The organism is Bacillus sp. FSL M8-0256 (genome assembly GCF_038005765.1).
Classification (GTDB): domain Bacteria; phylum Bacillota; class Bacilli; order Bacillales; family Bacillaceae; genus Bacillus; species Bacillus safensis.
Genome location: NZ_JBBOTU010000001.1, coordinates 463,354 through 479,599, shown reverse-complemented (window position 1 = coordinate 479,599; position 16,246 = coordinate 463,354). Strand labels below are relative to the sequence as shown.

Sequence of the window (16,246 nt, the reverse complement as noted above, 5' to 3'; positions counted from 1 at the left end):
ATATGCCCTTTTTACAGGATTGTCAACCGCCTTCTGAACCTCCAAAATAAGGGATTTCAAACGCTCATGACGGTGTATCAATCTCAATATTTCCGATGAGCCGGTCTGTGGTATGTGTCAACAATTGACTGCGTTCCAGCATGTTGTGAGCGATGACAGAATGAGTGGAATTTGCGGTGCGGACAGCAATCGCTTTTTGAGGAGATAGATTGATGATGTTATTGCGCAGCACACGGGCTGAGGCGGCCTGGTCAATAAAGATCGCCGTCGGCTGTCCGATCGATCGATTTAAATAGAAACGGTTATCTCCAATTTGTGGCGAACCATTTTTAATATACATCACCACATATAAGGATGTTTCTTCAAAGGAATTATCTTTAATCTCTAATGCCCCCGTCGTGCTGCTGTATACAGCGTAGTTTTGATAGTTTTTAAAGCGATTCTGCCAGATGAAAGCCTTTGCATTTTCGGTGACACTGATCGTATAGGAAGAATCTAGCTCCGGATGTCCTTCTTGAATAAAGTGATTGCCGTTGATCCCGACTTCCCCTTCCTGCACCCAGATTCCTCTGCTGAATTCTTTGAATTGATTGTGCTGGATGAGAATATTCGTTCCTCTCACCACGGCCGCATCGATAACAGAGTAGACCGTATTGTTTGAAAAGACGACACTATCCGATTGATAGATACGCAGCGAGGCGCTTCTTTTTCCGGTATTCGTTCCTGATTCAATATGGTTTCCTTCTATTAGAATACGATTCGCCATATAAACGGACACAGCCGCATCTTCAAAAAGACTAATCTTATTGCCTGTAATGTGAACACTGTCTCCCCTCACATCAATCCCTTTTTCAAACCCCTCAATCATATTGCCAATAATCACCACATTGTTTTCCGTTTGACCAAGTGAGACGCCTAAGCTCGTAATCCCTGCTTTTGTCACACCTCCTCCCACTGCACGAATCATATTGTTGGCAATGATCGTTTCGGTGGAGAAGCCATAGGAGATACTGCTATCTGTATGATTGCCTTCAATGATCACACCATAACCGTTAAAGTTATAGATGGAGCTCGCTGCACCTCCTCTGACGATGTTGTTGCGAATCTGAATATTCAGAGGCTCCTCCATATTAACGGCATTTTCTCCATAGCCTTCAATATCAATACCCATTCTTGGCTCGACCCCATTTACTCCTGCTCTTTCCAAGAGACAGTCCTCCACAATAACCCCATCACAGCCTGTAATCGAAATATTGTTTCGTCTCGAATCTGTGATGGTGCAGCCAGAAATATCAATAGATGCAGCAGGCGAGTATGGTTCCCCCTCTGTCAACAAACCGTGGGGACTGACAATGATGCCGTCTCCCGTACAATTTTTTATTTGGACATGATTGACCTCTACATGGGAGGCACCTTCAATACATATCCCAAAGCCCCATTCATGGGTTTTTCGTTCAGCGGGGAGCGGCTTGTATACATGCTCATGACGATCCCCTTCAATACGCCCGCCTCGAATGGTCACATGCTCAACCTTTCCTATATAAAAAGCTGCATACCCCCATGAATCATTTGGTTTCACCTTTATTACAGCGTCTGACGCCATCTCAATGCATATATGACTTGGCACCCGTATACCTGCACCTCGGAAAGGAAAAAATGGATCACCTCTGTACACCGCATCGATTAAATATGTGCCGCTCGGCAGCCAGATATGGGAATATCCCTGTGCTTTTGTCCACTCTAAACATTCATTGAGCTTAGCTGTGCAATCCGTTTTCCCGTCAGCAATTACGCCAAAATCTAGTACATTGACAACTGGTTTTTTTAGATCAGATTCATTCAATTCCCCCAACCTAATCACTCCTTTTCACACATGTTCTCTTGTCATCCTATGCATGTGGTAAAGGTTTGCTTGTACATTCCTTCAAATTTTAAATAAATTCTTTTGGAATAACTTTCCGATAATTTTCACTTCAGAGAATTTTTCAATTTTTTGAGTCTTTACGCCTATTGAACTAACATTTTCCTGTTTTAGAATAGTTTTATATTGACACAAGAACTATACAAGAATATCATTTTTCTCATATCTCTTTTTTTAAGAAAGGATCTATGCCATGTCTACAATTGATCACGATAAAATTGTTAAAAGTGTTCCTCAAAAAGGGTTTTTTGGACATCCTAAAGGACTTTACACACTGTTTTTCACTGAATTTTGGGAGCGTTTCTCCTATTATGGCATGCGTGCACTGCTTATTTATTATATGTACACAGAGGTGACAAAAGGCGGTCTAGGCTTTGACCAGACGACAGCCAATTCGATCATGTCTGTCTACGGTGCGCTTGTCTATATGTCAGGAGTGATTGGCGGATGGCTCGCCGACCGGGTATTTGGTTCGTCCAGTACGGTGTTTTATGGCGGAGTTTTTATTATGCTTGGCCACGTGATTTTGGCTTTGCCAAGCGGAGCAACAGCGCTCTTTATTAGTATGGGACTGATTATTATCGGGACAGGTCTTCTCAAGCCAAACGTTTCAAACATTGTTGGTGACCTGTATACAAAAACAGACCCTCGCAGGGACTCTGGATTTAGTATTTTCTACATGGGGATCAACATGGGTGGCTTTATCTCCCCATTAATTGTCGGAACACTCGGTCAAAAAGTGAATTTCCACCTCGGGTTCTCACTCGCTGCCGTCGGGATGCTTGTTGGACTCATTACATTTGTGGTCACAAAAAAACCGAACCTTGGTCTTGCCGGCACTTATGTGACAAATCCATTATCAGCTGCCGAACGTAAGAACTTCAAAATTTACGGATCATTGGTTGTGATTTTGCTCGCAGTTTTTGCTGTCATTGGCATTCAAACAGGCGCACTCACAATTAATCTATTCACTTGGTTTGTTAGTGCCCTTGGTGTACTCATTCCGATTGTTTATTTCATTGTCATGTATTTCAGTAAAAAGACGAGCGCAGTGGAGCAATCCAGGGTTCTCGCTTATATTCCATTGTTCCTTGCTGCCGTGATGTTCTGGGCGATTCAAGAGCAGGGCTCAAACATTTTAGCAACATATGCAGATCAACGAACAAACTTGAATTTCCTTGGGATGACACTAGCGTCTTCATGGTTCCAATCATTGAACCCAATCTTTATTGTGCTGCTGTCTCCAGTGTTTGCTTGGTTATGGGTCAGACTTGGGAAGAAACAGCCGTCTACCCCGATTAAATTCTCACTCGGTCTTCTGTTTGCAGGGTTATCCTTCATCATCATGATCATTCCTGCATACATGTCCGGTCCGAACACACTTGTGAGCCCATTATGGCTCGTTCTGAGCTTCTTCCTCGTCGTGATCGGAGAGCTCTGCTTATCACCAGTTGGACTGTCAGCGACAACAAAGCTGGCCCCTGCTGCCTTCTCAGCGCAAACGATGAGCCTTTGGTTCCTTTCAAATGCAATGGCACAGGCGATCAATGCGCAAGTAGTCAAACTGTTTGATAAAGTGCCGGAAACCGTCTATTTCGGTATCATCGGATTGCTGGCCATCGTTTTATGCGTTGTGATGCTATTACTGACACCAGTGATTAAGAAAGCGATGAAAGGCGTTCATTAATAAAAAACTGGGCATGAGTACATCATGTCCAGTTTTTTACTTTAATTATAATCATTATCTTACTGCATTATTCATTCATTTTCATTGGTACTGTCTCATTTATTTCAATATTAAAATAATTCACGGCATTGTGATAACAAATATCTTTGACTATTTTTCCTATAAATTCGTAATCCCTTGGAAGCTCACCATTTTCTATCCAAGTCCCAAATAAATCACATAAGATTCTTCTGAAATATTCATGGCGAGGGAACGATAAAAAGCTTCTTGAGTCTGTAAGCATACCTACGAAAGTGCTAAGCAAACCTATATTAGATAATGTTTTCATTTGATCTAGCATGCCGTCTTTTTGATCATTAAACCACCACCCAGACCCAAATTGAATTTTTGCTCTGGCATCAGAAGACTGAAAATTCCCTATAGTAGAGGCCACAATCGCATTATGAGCGGGATTTAAATTATAGATAATGGTTTTAGGTAAAAGGTTGTCTTTGTCTAATTCATTCAAAAAACCATTTAAATGTCTTGCTAGGTGGAAGTCAGACATAGAGTCGTACCCACTATCTTTCCCCGTTAACTTGAACATTCGTGTGTTATTATTCCTTAAAGCACCTATGTGTAATTGCATGGTCCAATGAAGAGAATGATATTTTTTACTCAGGTGAAGAAGAGTGTTTGTTTTAAATTTATTGATATCCTCTAGGGATAGTGTTTTTCCTTGCAGAGCACGTACAAATATAGAAGACACTTCTTGTTCAGTAGCTGGTGAAAATAGAAATATTTCAAAACCATGATCAGAAATTCTGCATCCATTCGCGTGAAAATAATCAATTCGCGAATGTAATGAAGCGATAAAGTTTTCATATGTTAAAACAGCGCCGTTGATTGAATCACCTAATTTTTCTATATAGTTCACAAAATTCGATTGTTCAATATTTAAAGCATGATCCGGTCTAAATGTAGGTAGGACCCTAGTTTTAATTCCTACATCTTTACGTATGATTTGATGAAGTTCTAAAGTATCGATTGGATCATCAGTCGTACACACAACTTTTACATTAAATTTTTCTAAAATTCCATTTGTGGACATGTTACTTTCATTTAATCTCTCATTACAAATATCCCAAACTTGATGTGCATTTTTTTCTGAGAACAACTCATTTATATTGAAATAACGACTTAATTCTAAATGTGACCAATGATAAAGAGGGTTTCCTATTGTATATGGAACCGTTTGCGCCCAAGCTAAGAATTTTTCCTTGTCACTTGCATTCCCCGTGATCAATCTTTCTTCTACGCCTAACCATCGCATCGCCCTCCATTTATAGTGATCTCCATTAAGCCAAATATCAGTCATATTTTCATATTTTTTGTTAGCAGCAATGTCATCAGCCATTAAATGCGTATGAAAATCATAGATTGGCATATTTTTCGCGTAATCATGATAAAGAACTTTTGAACTTTCATGATTAAGCATCATATCTTCGCTTAGGAATGTAGACAATATCGTCACCTCTATACTTATGTTTAGAAAATCTCAATTAAATGAAATAAGGTGTTATTAACAAAAATAACACCTCACTTTTTTAAATCTTACTTAATTCAACCTCCGTATTTACATAGATTGCGTCTCGTTGTGCAATTAAACATAGTTCTGCGGCTTTAAAAGTATGCTCTTGAGTCATAGCATTTTCAGTATCGTTTAAACAATCTAAAATAAGTTCACCAAAGTAAGGGAATCCTACTTCTCCATTTAGAGAAAAATGCTGCTCTGTATGTTGATTTACTAAGTATAAATGGTCTCCTGTTTTATCCCTTGCGATGTCTACGTATTTGCGAATTTCAATATACCCATCTGTTCCAAGAATGAATGTGCGCCCATCCCCCCAAGTGCTAAGGCCATCAGGAGTCAGCCAGTCTACTCTAAAGTAGTTTGTAGCCCCATTATCAGCAATCAAAGTAGCATCACCAAAGTCTTCTAATTCTGGATATTGATGATGCTTATAATTGCCCACTTTACTATGTACAACTTTTGCATCTTTTGCGCCAGAATAGAAAAGGAATTGTTCAATTTGGTGACTGCCAATATCACATAGAATACCTCCATAATATTCCTTTTCAAAAAACCAGCTTGGTCTGCTTTCCACATTACTACGATGTGGGCCAGTTCCAAGAACTTGTACCACTTTTCCAATGGCTCCTTGTTCAATCAATTGACCAGCAAATACGGCACTCTCCACGTGCAAACGTTCACTATAATAAACAGCCCATTTAAGTCCCGTTTCAGCTGTTTTTTTACGAGCAAGCTCCAATTGTTCTAACGTTGTAAAAGGTGATTTATCGGTAAAGTAATGCTTACCATGATCTAAAACACGCAGCCCTAAATCACAGCGTTTAGATGTAATGGCTGCGCCTGCCACGAGCCTGACATCTGGATCTTCGAGAATTTCTTTCTCACTTTTGGCTGCCTGTACCTCCGGATATGCTTTACAAAATTCTTGTACTTTTTTCTGATCATGATCATAAACCCATTTTAATGTAGCCCCAGCCTCAGTTAATCCATTGCACATTGCATAGATGTGTCCATGATCAAGACCTATAGCCGCCATGACGAATTGTCCTTCTGTAACGACAGGGGCACTTTTTCCCTTAGGAGTATAATTCATTCCATCACTTTTCTGCATGATTGTTCCTCCTCTAGCTAGCTTCCAGTTTATTTTTAATAATTTAATAACGTTAGACTCATAGTTTCTCGTAATTTCCTCCAACGGTTATCGTATCGTCTGAAAAATTTTCTACACTGCTTTGTTTTTCATAAAAATGCTTAACGTTCGCGAGCATTCCTTCACGTGTATAAAAAGGATCGTCTGCTGAAAGAGGAAGCTTCACATGAACACCTTGGTTTGCAGATTTATAGATGGCTGTAATAAGTTCTAGTGTTTTTCTTCCTTCTGTTCCATCAATTAAAAGCTTCTGGTTACCCTTGATAGCCATTAAAAAATTATTTATTTGTCCTTTATGCCCTTCAAATAGTAATTCCGGATATTGATGAAAAGCTTCCTGAATACGATTTTCTAAATCCTCATCATTTTTCTCTTGAGGAAACCCATTTTCTTTAGCTATTTGAGCATTTACTTTCCATGGGACAGATACTCTAGCTTTTTCACCTTGAAAAATCAATTGTTGTTCTTCTCCATGATGAACAACAGAACTGGTTACTTGTGCTAAGCTGCCATTTCCATAGCGAAGTACAGCAATAGAAAGGTCTTCAACCTCTGCATTATCATGCAAGGTATTACTAGTTGCTGCAAAAATGTCAACCGGCAATCCTAACATCCATTGCAACATATCAATATGATGGACAGCATGATTAAGTGTACAACCTCCACCTTCTTTTTCCCATGTACCGCGCCACCATAAATCATAATAACTATGACCACGCCACCAAAAAGAATCAACTTGAGTATGAGCGATTTTTCCAATTAGGTTTTGATCAAGGACATGTTTTAATCTCATAATGGGCGTCATAAACCTGTTTTGAGCAACAACGGATAAAAGCTTCTGGCTTTCAATAGATGCTTTTATCATTTCGTCACATTCTTTTAGAGAAGAAGCCATAGGTTTTTCTACTAAAACATGTTTGCCTGCTTTAAGAAAATCGATGGCAATGGTTGCGTGCATATAAGGAGGTGTACAAATGGAAACGGCATCAATCGTAGGATCATTCAATAATTCTTGGTAGTTAGCGACAACTCGTGCTTCCAGGTTATATTTTGTTGCTGCAGACATTGCTTTTTCAGGATAAATATCAGCTAAAGCTACAATTTTACTGATTTCAGGCATTGCAAGATAAGCCTCGATATGGGCAGTTGCAATAGATCCAGTTCCTATAATGGCGATGTTGGACATATCAATCTTTCCCTTCTGCAATAAGATAAATTTTCACTTCTAATAATGAGATAGCGCTTTCAAAAAACTGAATAATTCACCTAGCTGATAGATCAGAGTACCGTTCGTTTTATTAATATTCTAGTTATACTAGTATGGTAGCTCAAAAACATTATAACTTAATCTTTTTGAATTTTGTATAGTTTTTTGAATTTTCTTTTTAATATCCCGCACTTTTATGATTGATTATGGCTTACATAGTGGAATCATCAAGAGATGCTTACAGTGAAAGTATTCAGAAAAATGAAATTAATGTCTACCATTCTAATCTACTTGTATGGTAGTATGTTAGAGAAAGGAGATTAGAATAATGAATATTGATTTTAAAAACCAAAACCTCTCTACGAGGGAACAAGTTTACAATATGCTAAAAGATCAAATATTAAGCCTGAAGCTTCCACCTGGGACAAATATTTCTGAAAAAGAAATATCCGTTCAATTTAATGTTAGTCGAACTCCTGTAAGAGAAAGCTTTTTAAAATTATCTCAAGAAGGATTATTAAGTATCTATCCTCAACGAGGTACTTTTGTTTCTTTAATTGATTTGAACCTTGTGGAGGAAGCACGGTTTATGCGAGAACATCTCGAGAAGGCAGTGATTAGACTAGCCTGTCAGGAATTTTCGGAAGAGCTGATTAATGATTTAGATATGAATTTAAGTATGCAAAAAATTTGCGTTAAGAAAAAAGACTATAAAAAAATGTTTGAATTAGATGAGGAGTTTCATAGAACTATTTTCAAACGATGTAAAAAAGAAAAAACATGGTTAGTTATTCAACAGATGAATGTACACTTTAATAGGAGCCGCATGTTAAGGCTAGTAACAGATTATAATTGGGATAATATTCTTTCCCAACATGTGGATATATTCAAAGCTATACAAGATCAAGATGCTGATAAAGCTGAAAAAATCATGGAAGAGCATTTGAAAATTGCACTTGTTGATAAAGAATTATTGAAGAAAGAATATCCAAATTATTTTAAATAACATTAGGGGTGATGGTAGATGAGGATGACATTCAGATGGTTTGGAGAAGGAAACGATACGATCACACTGGAACAAATAAAGCAGATTCCAGGAGTGGAAGGAATTGTTTGGGCACTGCATGATGTGCCCGTAGGAGAAGAGTGGCCAATAGAAAGAATGTTAGAAATGAAAAAATTAGCTGATAAACATAACCTTCATATTGAAGTAGTTGAAAGCGTGAATGTTCATGAAGACATTAAGCTCGGACTTCCAACTAGAGATCGATACATAGAAAATTATAAGAAAACAATTCAGAAGCTAGCAAAGGTAGGTGTTAAAGTCATATGTTATAACTTTATGCCTGTCTTTGATTGGATCCGTACAGACTTAAATAAAACACTTTCTGATGGATCTACAGCTCTATTTTATGAACATAGTCGAATTAAAGATATTGATCCGAAAGAATTAGTAAATAAAATTAGTGAGAACTCCAGTTTAACCATGCCAGGTTGGGAACCAGAGCGGTTAAATCACCTCCACCAACTTTTTGAAGCCTACAAAAATATAACAGAAGATGATTTATGGGCCAACTTGAAATATTTTTTAGATCAGATTATTCCAATTGCAGAACTTCATGATATTAAAATGGCTATTCATCCTGACGATCCACCTTGGCCTGTCTTTGGTCTACCGCGAATAGTAACTAACCAAAAAAACATCAGAAAAATTTTACAACTAAATAGCAGCCCATCTCATTGTATAACGCTCTGTACAGGATCTTTAGGAGCAAATTTAGAAAATGATTTAGTTTCTATGATTCACGAATTTATTGATAGAATACCATTTACTCATATAAGAAATGTACGTGTATATGATAACGGGGACTTTGTTGAAACATCGCATCGATCAAAAGATGGATCAGTAGACGTTTCAGCCATTATACATGCTTATTATGAAAGCGGATTCAAAGGTTATTGCAGACCCGATCATGGAAGACACATTTGGGATGAACAATGCAGGCCTGGATATGGTCTTTATGATAGAGCACTTGGAATTATGTATTTGTGGGGAGCTTGGGATGCTTTAAAAAATAAACAGTCTGTACGAAAAGAAGCAAAGGAGGAAGCTACATGGTAAACATACAAGAAAATAAAAATTTAGCTGGTAAAGTAGCTGTCATAACAGGAGGAAGTGGCGTACTTTGCAGCGCCATGGCAAAGGAACTTGCTAGACATGGCGTGTCTGTGGCTATTTTAAATAGAACAGTCGAAAAGGGCGAAAAGGTAGCCGAAGAAATTAACCTTATGGGTGGGAAAGCGATTGCGATTAAATGTGATGTTCTGAATAAAGATAGTGTGGAACAAGCCGAGAAGATTGTAACAGAGGAATTAGGCAATTGTACAATATTGATAAATGGAGCTGGTGGTAACCACTCCAGTGCAAATACAACCAACGAAATATTTCAAACAGAAGATCTTACTAATCCTAAGGTAAATACTTTTTTTCATTTAAGTACAGATAGTGTACAAAATGTATTTGATTTAAATTTTATGGGGACGTTCATTCCTACACAAGTTTTCACTAAACATATGGTTCATCAAAAGGGAGCAGTTGTCATCAACATGTCATCTATGAGTGCCCCTTCTCCAATGACCAAAGTGCCTGCTTACAGCGCGGCAAAAGCAGCAATTGAAAATTTCACCAAATGGTTAGCTGTTCATATGGCTGAGGCAGGAATTAGAGTAAATGCCATTGCACCGGGCTTCTTTTTAACCTCACAAAATAAAAACCTTCTCCTAAATGAAGAAGGAGATTATACAGAGAGGTCTCATAAGATTATTTCGAACACACCAATGAGAAGGTTTGGTACGCCAGAAGATCTTCTTGGAACCCTATTATGGCTTGTTGATGATCATATGTCAGCATTTGTTACCGGCGTGACAATTCCTGTTGATGGAGGTTTTATGGCGTATTCAGGTGTTTAATATTTTTATTTTTTTCCTTGTCATACATCTTTATTTTATATGTTTTTTTAAATTTATAAGTAGGCTTGGAAAGGAGAAATAAGAATGCAGACTGAGAACAGGAAACTAACACTCAAAAATTATATTGGTTATGGAACAATGGATTTATTTGGAGGGGGAGCATTCGCTATAATAGGCGCATGGATGTTATATTTTTTCATTACATACTGCGGTCTTACCCCTGTTGAAGCAGGATCTATTATTGCAATTGCTCGTATTATTGATGCGATAGCAAGCCCAATTATGGGCCATATCACTGATAATTTTGGTCGTACAAAACTTGGAAAAAAATTTGGAAGACGCAGGTTCTTTTTGCTAGTTGGAAGCCCTTTGATGATTATTTATTCCCTTCTTTGGATTTCTGATATGAATTACTGGTACTATTTAACGGTTTATATTTTGTTAGAATTCCTTGCAGCAATGGTATTAATTCCATTTGAAACACTTGGAGCTGAAATGACGAATGATTTTAATGCACGGACCAAGCTCTCAACAATAAGATTAATCTATTCAGGACTAGGAACATTTTTAGCTACCTTTATTCCAGGCAGATTATTCGAAATATTCGGAAAAGATTCACCTCAAGTTTTTCTTTACAATGGGATTATCTTCACCTTTATTTTTATGGTTGCATTATTAATTACACATAGAACAACATGGGAACGTAAAATAGAAGAAGACATGATAGAACCTGATGGTGTAGAAAAAGTACCTGCTATAGAATCCATCAAAAAAGTCATCATTGACTTGACATCTACTTTTAGAATAAGAAGTTTCCGTCAGCACCTCACGATGTATATTTGTTCGTTTACAGCCATGGATATTTTAAACGCTGTCTTTGTCTACTTTGTTGTGTTTTCTTTAAATAAAGATGCAGTGCTGGCAGCCGATTTATTATCTATTGGTTCATTACTTCAAATGGTATGTACAATATTGTTTGGTTGGCTCGTGATTAAAATAGGTCCTGCGCCATCTTTGAAAATATCTTATATTGCGATTATTACATGTATCAGCGGTTATATATTTTTATACTTCACACAACCAGCTTATATGATTATAGCGCTGTATGCTTTCTCTGTTATCTTAGGCATCGGAAAGAGTGGGTTATATTATATACCATGGAATATTTACACTTTCATTCCTGATGTAGATGAAATGGTCACTCGTAAAAGAAGAGAAGGAATATTTGCAGGTATTATGACGTTTACACGCAAAAGTACTACAGCTTTAGCCACATTTTTGGTAGGAGTTATTTTACAGGAAAGTGGATTCGTTGCAAGCGCGACGACACAGTCTACGACAGCAATAAATGGGATTGTAGGTATTCTGTTTTTCGGAACTGTAGGGCTAGTCGGGATTAGTTTAGTCATTTCATTTAAATTTAAATTATCTAAGAAAACTCATTCCATTATGATTAATGAAATTAATAGGTTAAAGAATAATGGTTCAATGGAACAGGCTGATGATGAAACAAGAAGTGTTTTGAAAGCGCTAACAGGATGGGATTACGAGAAGCTTTGGGGTAATAATAACGTAGGATATCAGAATAAGCGCCAACATTTTGAACAACAAGATTTTAAACAGGATATGAACTAACTTTTGTTGTTAAAAAAACACCTTCAGATTGATATCAGAGGTGTTTTTAAATATCTTACATTTAGTGTTTTTTTGATTTTAAAACCGGATCTCATCATCTCCATGGATTTGCAGCTTCAGCGGTTCACTTTGTGCCTGATGCTTTTTCACATAGCGGTGATAGACAATATACCCAATGATCATGAGCGGTACACCGACATATAGCCCGATGCGCTGCTCTTGATCAAAGGCAAGGCTGACCAATACGATGGTATTCAGTGTGATCGCAATGATTGGCAGCACCGGATAAAGAGGCGTTTTAAATTTTAAGTTTTCCAGCTTTCCGCCTGCTTTCAAGTATTTTCTACGGAAAAGCAGTTGTGATAATGTAATCGTGATCCAGCCTGTCTGGGCACTCATGCCGGCAATGGACACGATCCAGGCAAATACCGTTTTCTCTGCAAAAAACCCGGATAACAGCGAAATCCCTGTAAACAGGAACGTGAGCAGTAAGGCATTCATCGGAATACCGCGCTGATTGACGCGTCTAAACGCTTTTCCTGCCATTCCTTCCTTCGATAAGGAATACAGCATTCTCGTTGATGCATACAAGCCAGAGTTCGCAACAGATAATAAAGCAATGATAATGACAAAGTTCATGATGTCTGCCGCAAAAGGAATGCCCGTTCTCTCAAACACAGTAACAAATGGGCTTTGCAGCACACTAGCTTCCTTCCAAGGCACCATACCCGCTAAGACGAAAATCGATAAGACGAAAAAGACAAGTGTACGCCATACGGTCTGATGAATCGAGCGGGGAACGGTTTTCTCAGGGTTTTCACTTTCACCTGCCGCAATCCCGATCAGCTCTGTTCCTTGAAACGAAAAATTTACTGTTATCATCGTAACCACAACAGCGAGCAGGCCATTTGGAAACAGCCCGTCACTCACAAAATGGCTGAAGTATGGGGCGGGTTCACCGCTCGTTGTTTCAATAAACCCAAACATCGCCGCTCCGCCTACGCCAATAAAGAGTAAAATTGCAATAATCTTAATGGTGGAAAAGAAAAACTCCGACTCCCCGAACGCTTTCGCCGACCGGGCATTTAATAAGAAAAGACAGAGTCCGAATATGAGACACCAAATCCACACATCCACTTGCGGGAGCCAGCGCCTCATCAGCTGCCCTGCTGATAAGAACTCAAGGGCGACCGTTGCTGCCCAGCCGAGCCAATAAATCCAGCCGACAGCAAAACCTGCTGCAGGGCTGACAAATTTCGTCGCATACGTATGAAACGACCCCGACACAGGAAGTGCAACCGACAGCTCACCAAGACACAGCATGGTTAAATACATGATCAATCCGCCCACAATATATGAAAGAACGGCTCCGACCGGCCCTGCTTGTCCAATCGTATAACCCGTTCCTAAGAAAAAGCCTGTCCCAATGACACCGCCAAGTGAAATCATAAATAAATGGCGGGAGGTCATCGCCCTTTTCAATTGTTCAGGCTGATTTTGTCCAACATCCACAATGATGCCCTCCTTCTTCTAAGATGCTCTGTTATCAAAACATGTCTCCATGTGATTCATTCCATTTTCAAAACAACCTACTAATTATACATCTTTTATAATAAATATGCTTCCTTCTATGGTCACTGTCTCAAAGTCTTTATTTTAGTAATGTTCGCACAAATAGACTGAATGACTTTTTAGGTTTGAAAGAAATGGGTTGCGGGCATAAAGTTGGTGAGATTCGCTCAAGCTAGTTTCAAATGCTTTACTTTTAGGTTGCTTCTCTGTAAGATCATATGTTGTAAATACCAACAAGAAAAGTGGGGAATAAAATGAAAAAAATGTTCTTTGCCATTATTTTAGGCGTTTGTGTTGCATTGATCACGGCATGTGGATCTGGTGCAAGCGACAACGCGAATAAACAATCTGGGTCTAAGGAATCAGGAGACCTTTGGAAATCCATTCAGGATAAAGGTGTATTAACCATCGGAACAGAGGGAACTTATGCTCCTTTCACCTTCCATGACAAAAAGACAGATAAATTAACTGGCTACGATGTAGAAGTCATCACTGAAGTAGCAAAACGTCTTGACTTAAAACCTGAATTCAAAGAAACACAATGGGACAGTATGTTTGCTGGACTGAATGCAAAACGTTTTGACGTGGTAGCAAACCAAGTTGGGAAAACTGGACGTGAAAATCAATATGATTTCTCTGATAAATACACGACTTCTCAAGCTATTGTTGTGACAAAATCAGATAACAACGACATCAAGAAACTATCTGATGTCAAAGGCAAAAAAGCAGCACAATCGTTAACAAGTAACTACAATAAACTAGCAACAGATGCTGGCGCTAAGATTGAAGGCGTTGAAGGTCTTGCACAATCCATTCAATTGATTCAGCAAGGACGTGCTGATCTAACGTTCAATGACAAATTGGCTGTATTGAATTACTTGAAAACAAGCGGTAACAAAAACCTAAAAGTTGCATTTGAAACAGGAGATCCTCAAGAAACGTATTTCGCATTCAGAAAAGGCAGCGGCGAAGTCGTTGACAAAGTGAATGGCGCATTAAAAGAAATGAAGAAAGACGGTACACTTGCTAAGATTTCTAAGAAATGGTTTGGTGAAGATGTTACAAAATAATATCCTGGGAGTCGTCATTCCTTGGGATCTTCTTCAGCAATCTTTTTGGCCAATGGTGATGCAGGGGATTTATTATACAATTCCCCTCGCCATCATTGCCTTTATTATTGGTATTTTTATCGCGCTTGTGACAGCTCTTGCTAGAATGTCTAAGATTAAAGCCCTCAGATGGATTTTCTCCATCTATGTGTCGGCCGTTCGCGGAACGCCGCTTTTTGTGCAATTGTTTATTATTTTCTATTTCTTTCCGACATTTAATATCACACTGGATCCATATCCAAGTGCCATTATTGCTTTTTCTTTAAACATAGGTGCGTATGCGTCTGAAATTATCCGTGCATCTGTCCTGTCTGTTCCAAAAGGACAATGGGAAGCTGGTTATTCCATTGGGATGACACATCGCAAAACGCTCGTCCGCGTGATTTTACCGCAGGCTGTGCGTGTATCGATTCCACCGCTCTCTAATTCATTTATTAGTTTGGTGAAGGATACATCCCTTGCCTCCCAAATTCTCGTGGCAGAGATGTTCCGTAAATCACAGGAAATTGCTGCGGCGAACTTGGATCAAATCTTGTTTATTTATATGGAAGCAGCCCTCATCTATTGGGTATTCTGCTTCATTCTATCGCTCGTTCAGCATCAAATTGAAAAACGACTTGATCGATATGTCGCAAGGTAAGGAGGGAACGACATGCTAACAGTCAAAGGTCTCAAGAAATCCTTTGGTGAAAACGAAATTTTAAAGTCGATTGATTTTTCGATCAACAAAGGGCAGGTTGTGGCCATTCTCGGTCCATCTGGTTCAGGAAAAACAACGATGCTTCGCTGTTTAAATGCACTTGAAATACCAAATGGCGGCTCCTTTACCTTCGATGATTTCTCGATTGATTTTTCGAAAAAAAATAAATCAGCTGATCTCCTGAAGTTACGCCGGAAATCAGGAATGGTGTTTCAGGATTATCACCTGTTTCCTCACCGTACAGTGCTTGAAAATGTGATGGAAGGTCCTGTTCAGGTGCAGCGCCGTCCAAAGGAAACGGTTCGAAAGGAAGCCATTCAGCTCTTGCAAAAGGTCGGTCTGGAAGATAAAAAGGATCTGTATCCATTCCAGCTCTCAGGCGGTCAAAAGCAGCGTGTCGGGATTGCCCGTGCACTTGCCATTCAGCCAGAGCTCATGCTTTTTGATGAACCAACCTCTGCGCTTGACCCTGAGCTTGTCGGGGAAGTCTTAAAGGTCATGAAGGATCTAGCGAAGGAAGGCTGGACCATGGCAGTTGTCACACATGAAATTAAGTTTGCCCAAGAAGTAGCAGACGAAGTGATTTTTATTGATGGCGGCGTCATCGTCGAACAAGGTCCCCCGGAAGAAATCTTCAAACGACCAAAGGAAGAACGAACAAAACAATTCTTAAACCGGATATTAAATCCAGTATGATGAAAAAAGGCTGTTCTCACGTGGTG

At 39.0% G+C, this 16,246-nt stretch carries 13 protein-coding genes; 8 read left to right on the top strand and 5 right to left on the bottom strand.

Annotated elements, in window-relative coordinates; all coding sequences use genetic code 11:
- Positions 1-64 precede the first annotated feature (64 nt).
- Positions 65-1,852 carry a right-handed parallel beta-helix repeat-containing protein gene (locus NSQ76_RS02350; protein WP_056765127.1) on the bottom strand — a complete coding sequence of 596 codons (1,788 nt, stop codon included), beginning with the start codon at positions 1,850-1,852 and terminating at the stop codon, positions 65-67.
- A gap of 262 nt (positions 1,853-2,114) precedes the next feature.
- Between NSQ76_RS02350 and NSQ76_RS02345 the strand changes: the two genes are divergently transcribed.
- Positions 2,115-3,608, top strand: coding sequence for a peptide MFS transporter (locus NSQ76_RS02345; protein ID WP_024425520.1), 1,494 nt, complete (start codon positions 2,115-2,117; stop codon positions 3,606-3,608).
- A gap of 67 nt (positions 3,609-3,675) precedes the next feature.
- Here NSQ76_RS02345 and uxaC read toward each other — a convergent pair whose 3' ends face one another.
- The 3 genes from uxaC to NSQ76_RS02330 all read right to left on the bottom strand — a co-directional run bounded on the left by uxaC (position 3,676) and on the right by NSQ76_RS02330 (position 7,517).
- On the bottom strand, positions 3,676-5,112 hold the full coding sequence (uxaC, locus tag NSQ76_RS02340) for a glucuronate isomerase (protein ID WP_341052156.1): 1,437 nt from the start codon (positions 5,110-5,112) through the stop codon (positions 3,676-3,678).
- A gap of 82 nt (positions 5,113-5,194) precedes the next feature.
- On the bottom strand, positions 5,195-6,292 hold the full coding sequence (locus NSQ76_RS02335; RefSeq protein ID WP_341052155.1) for a Gfo/Idh/MocA family protein: 1,098 nt from the start codon (positions 6,290-6,292) through the stop codon (positions 5,195-5,197).
- Positions 6,293-6,350: 58 nt separating this feature from the next.
- A complete protein-coding gene (locus NSQ76_RS02330; protein ID WP_073203781.1) occupies positions 6,351-7,517 on the bottom strand; it encodes a Gfo/Idh/MocA family protein in 1,167 nt (388 codons plus the stop codon).
- 349 nt (positions 7,518-7,866) lie between these two features.
- Here NSQ76_RS02330 and NSQ76_RS02325 point away from each other — a divergent pair, with 349 nt between their 5' ends.
- From NSQ76_RS02325 to NSQ76_RS02310, 4 genes are all read left to right on the top strand, one after another.
- Positions 7,867-8,544: a GntR family transcriptional regulator gene (locus NSQ76_RS02325; RefSeq protein ID WP_024427298.1), complete on the top strand. Its 678-nt coding sequence runs from the start codon at positions 7,867-7,869 to the stop codon at positions 8,542-8,544.
- 18 nt (positions 8,545-8,562) lie between these two features.
- Positions 8,563-9,660, top strand: coding sequence for a mannonate dehydratase (uxuA, locus tag NSQ76_RS02320; protein WP_034622951.1), 1,098 nt, complete (start codon positions 8,563-8,565; stop codon positions 9,658-9,660).
- Complete coding sequence (locus NSQ76_RS02315; RefSeq protein WP_034622954.1) at positions 9,654-10,508, top strand: SDR family oxidoreductase; 855 nt, start codon at positions 9,654-9,656, stop codon at positions 10,506-10,508. Before uxuA ends, NSQ76_RS02315 begins: the two co-directional genes overlap by 7 nt.
- A gap of 84 nt (positions 10,509-10,592) precedes the next feature.
- Positions 10,593-12,143, top strand: coding sequence for an MFS transporter (locus NSQ76_RS02310; protein ID WP_341052148.1), 1,551 nt, complete (start codon positions 10,593-10,595; stop codon positions 12,141-12,143).
- Positions 12,144-12,221: 78 nt separating this feature from the next.
- Here NSQ76_RS02310 and NSQ76_RS02305 read toward each other — a convergent pair whose 3' ends face one another.
- The gene (locus NSQ76_RS02305; protein ID WP_024424283.1) at positions 12,222-13,655 is read right to left on the bottom strand and encodes an amino acid permease; all 1,434 of its coding nucleotides are present in this window, start codon (positions 13,653-13,655) and stop codon (positions 12,222-12,224) included.
- Positions 13,656-13,969: 314 nt separating this feature from the next.
- Between NSQ76_RS02305 and tcyA the strand changes: the two genes are divergently transcribed.
- The 3 genes from tcyA to NSQ76_RS02290 are packed head-to-tail and all read left to right on the top strand — an operon-like array spanning position 13,970 to position 16,220.
- The gene (gene tcyA / locus NSQ76_RS02300; protein WP_024424285.1) at positions 13,970-14,785 is read left to right on the top strand and encodes a cystine ABC transporter substrate-binding lipoprotein TcyA; all 816 of its coding nucleotides are present in this window, start codon (positions 13,970-13,972) and stop codon (positions 14,783-14,785) included.
- A complete protein-coding gene (locus tag NSQ76_RS02295) occupies positions 14,772-15,464 on the top strand; it encodes an amino acid ABC transporter permease (protein WP_341055751.1) in 693 nt (230 codons plus the stop codon). Before tcyA ends, NSQ76_RS02295 begins: the two co-directional genes overlap by 14 nt.
- A 12-nt stretch (positions 15,465-15,476) precedes the next feature.
- The gene (locus tag NSQ76_RS02290; RefSeq protein ID WP_024424287.1) at positions 15,477-16,220 is read left to right on the top strand and encodes an amino acid ABC transporter ATP-binding protein; all 744 of its coding nucleotides are present in this window, start codon (positions 15,477-15,479) and stop codon (positions 16,218-16,220) included.
- Positions 16,221-16,246: the final 26 nt, after the last annotated feature.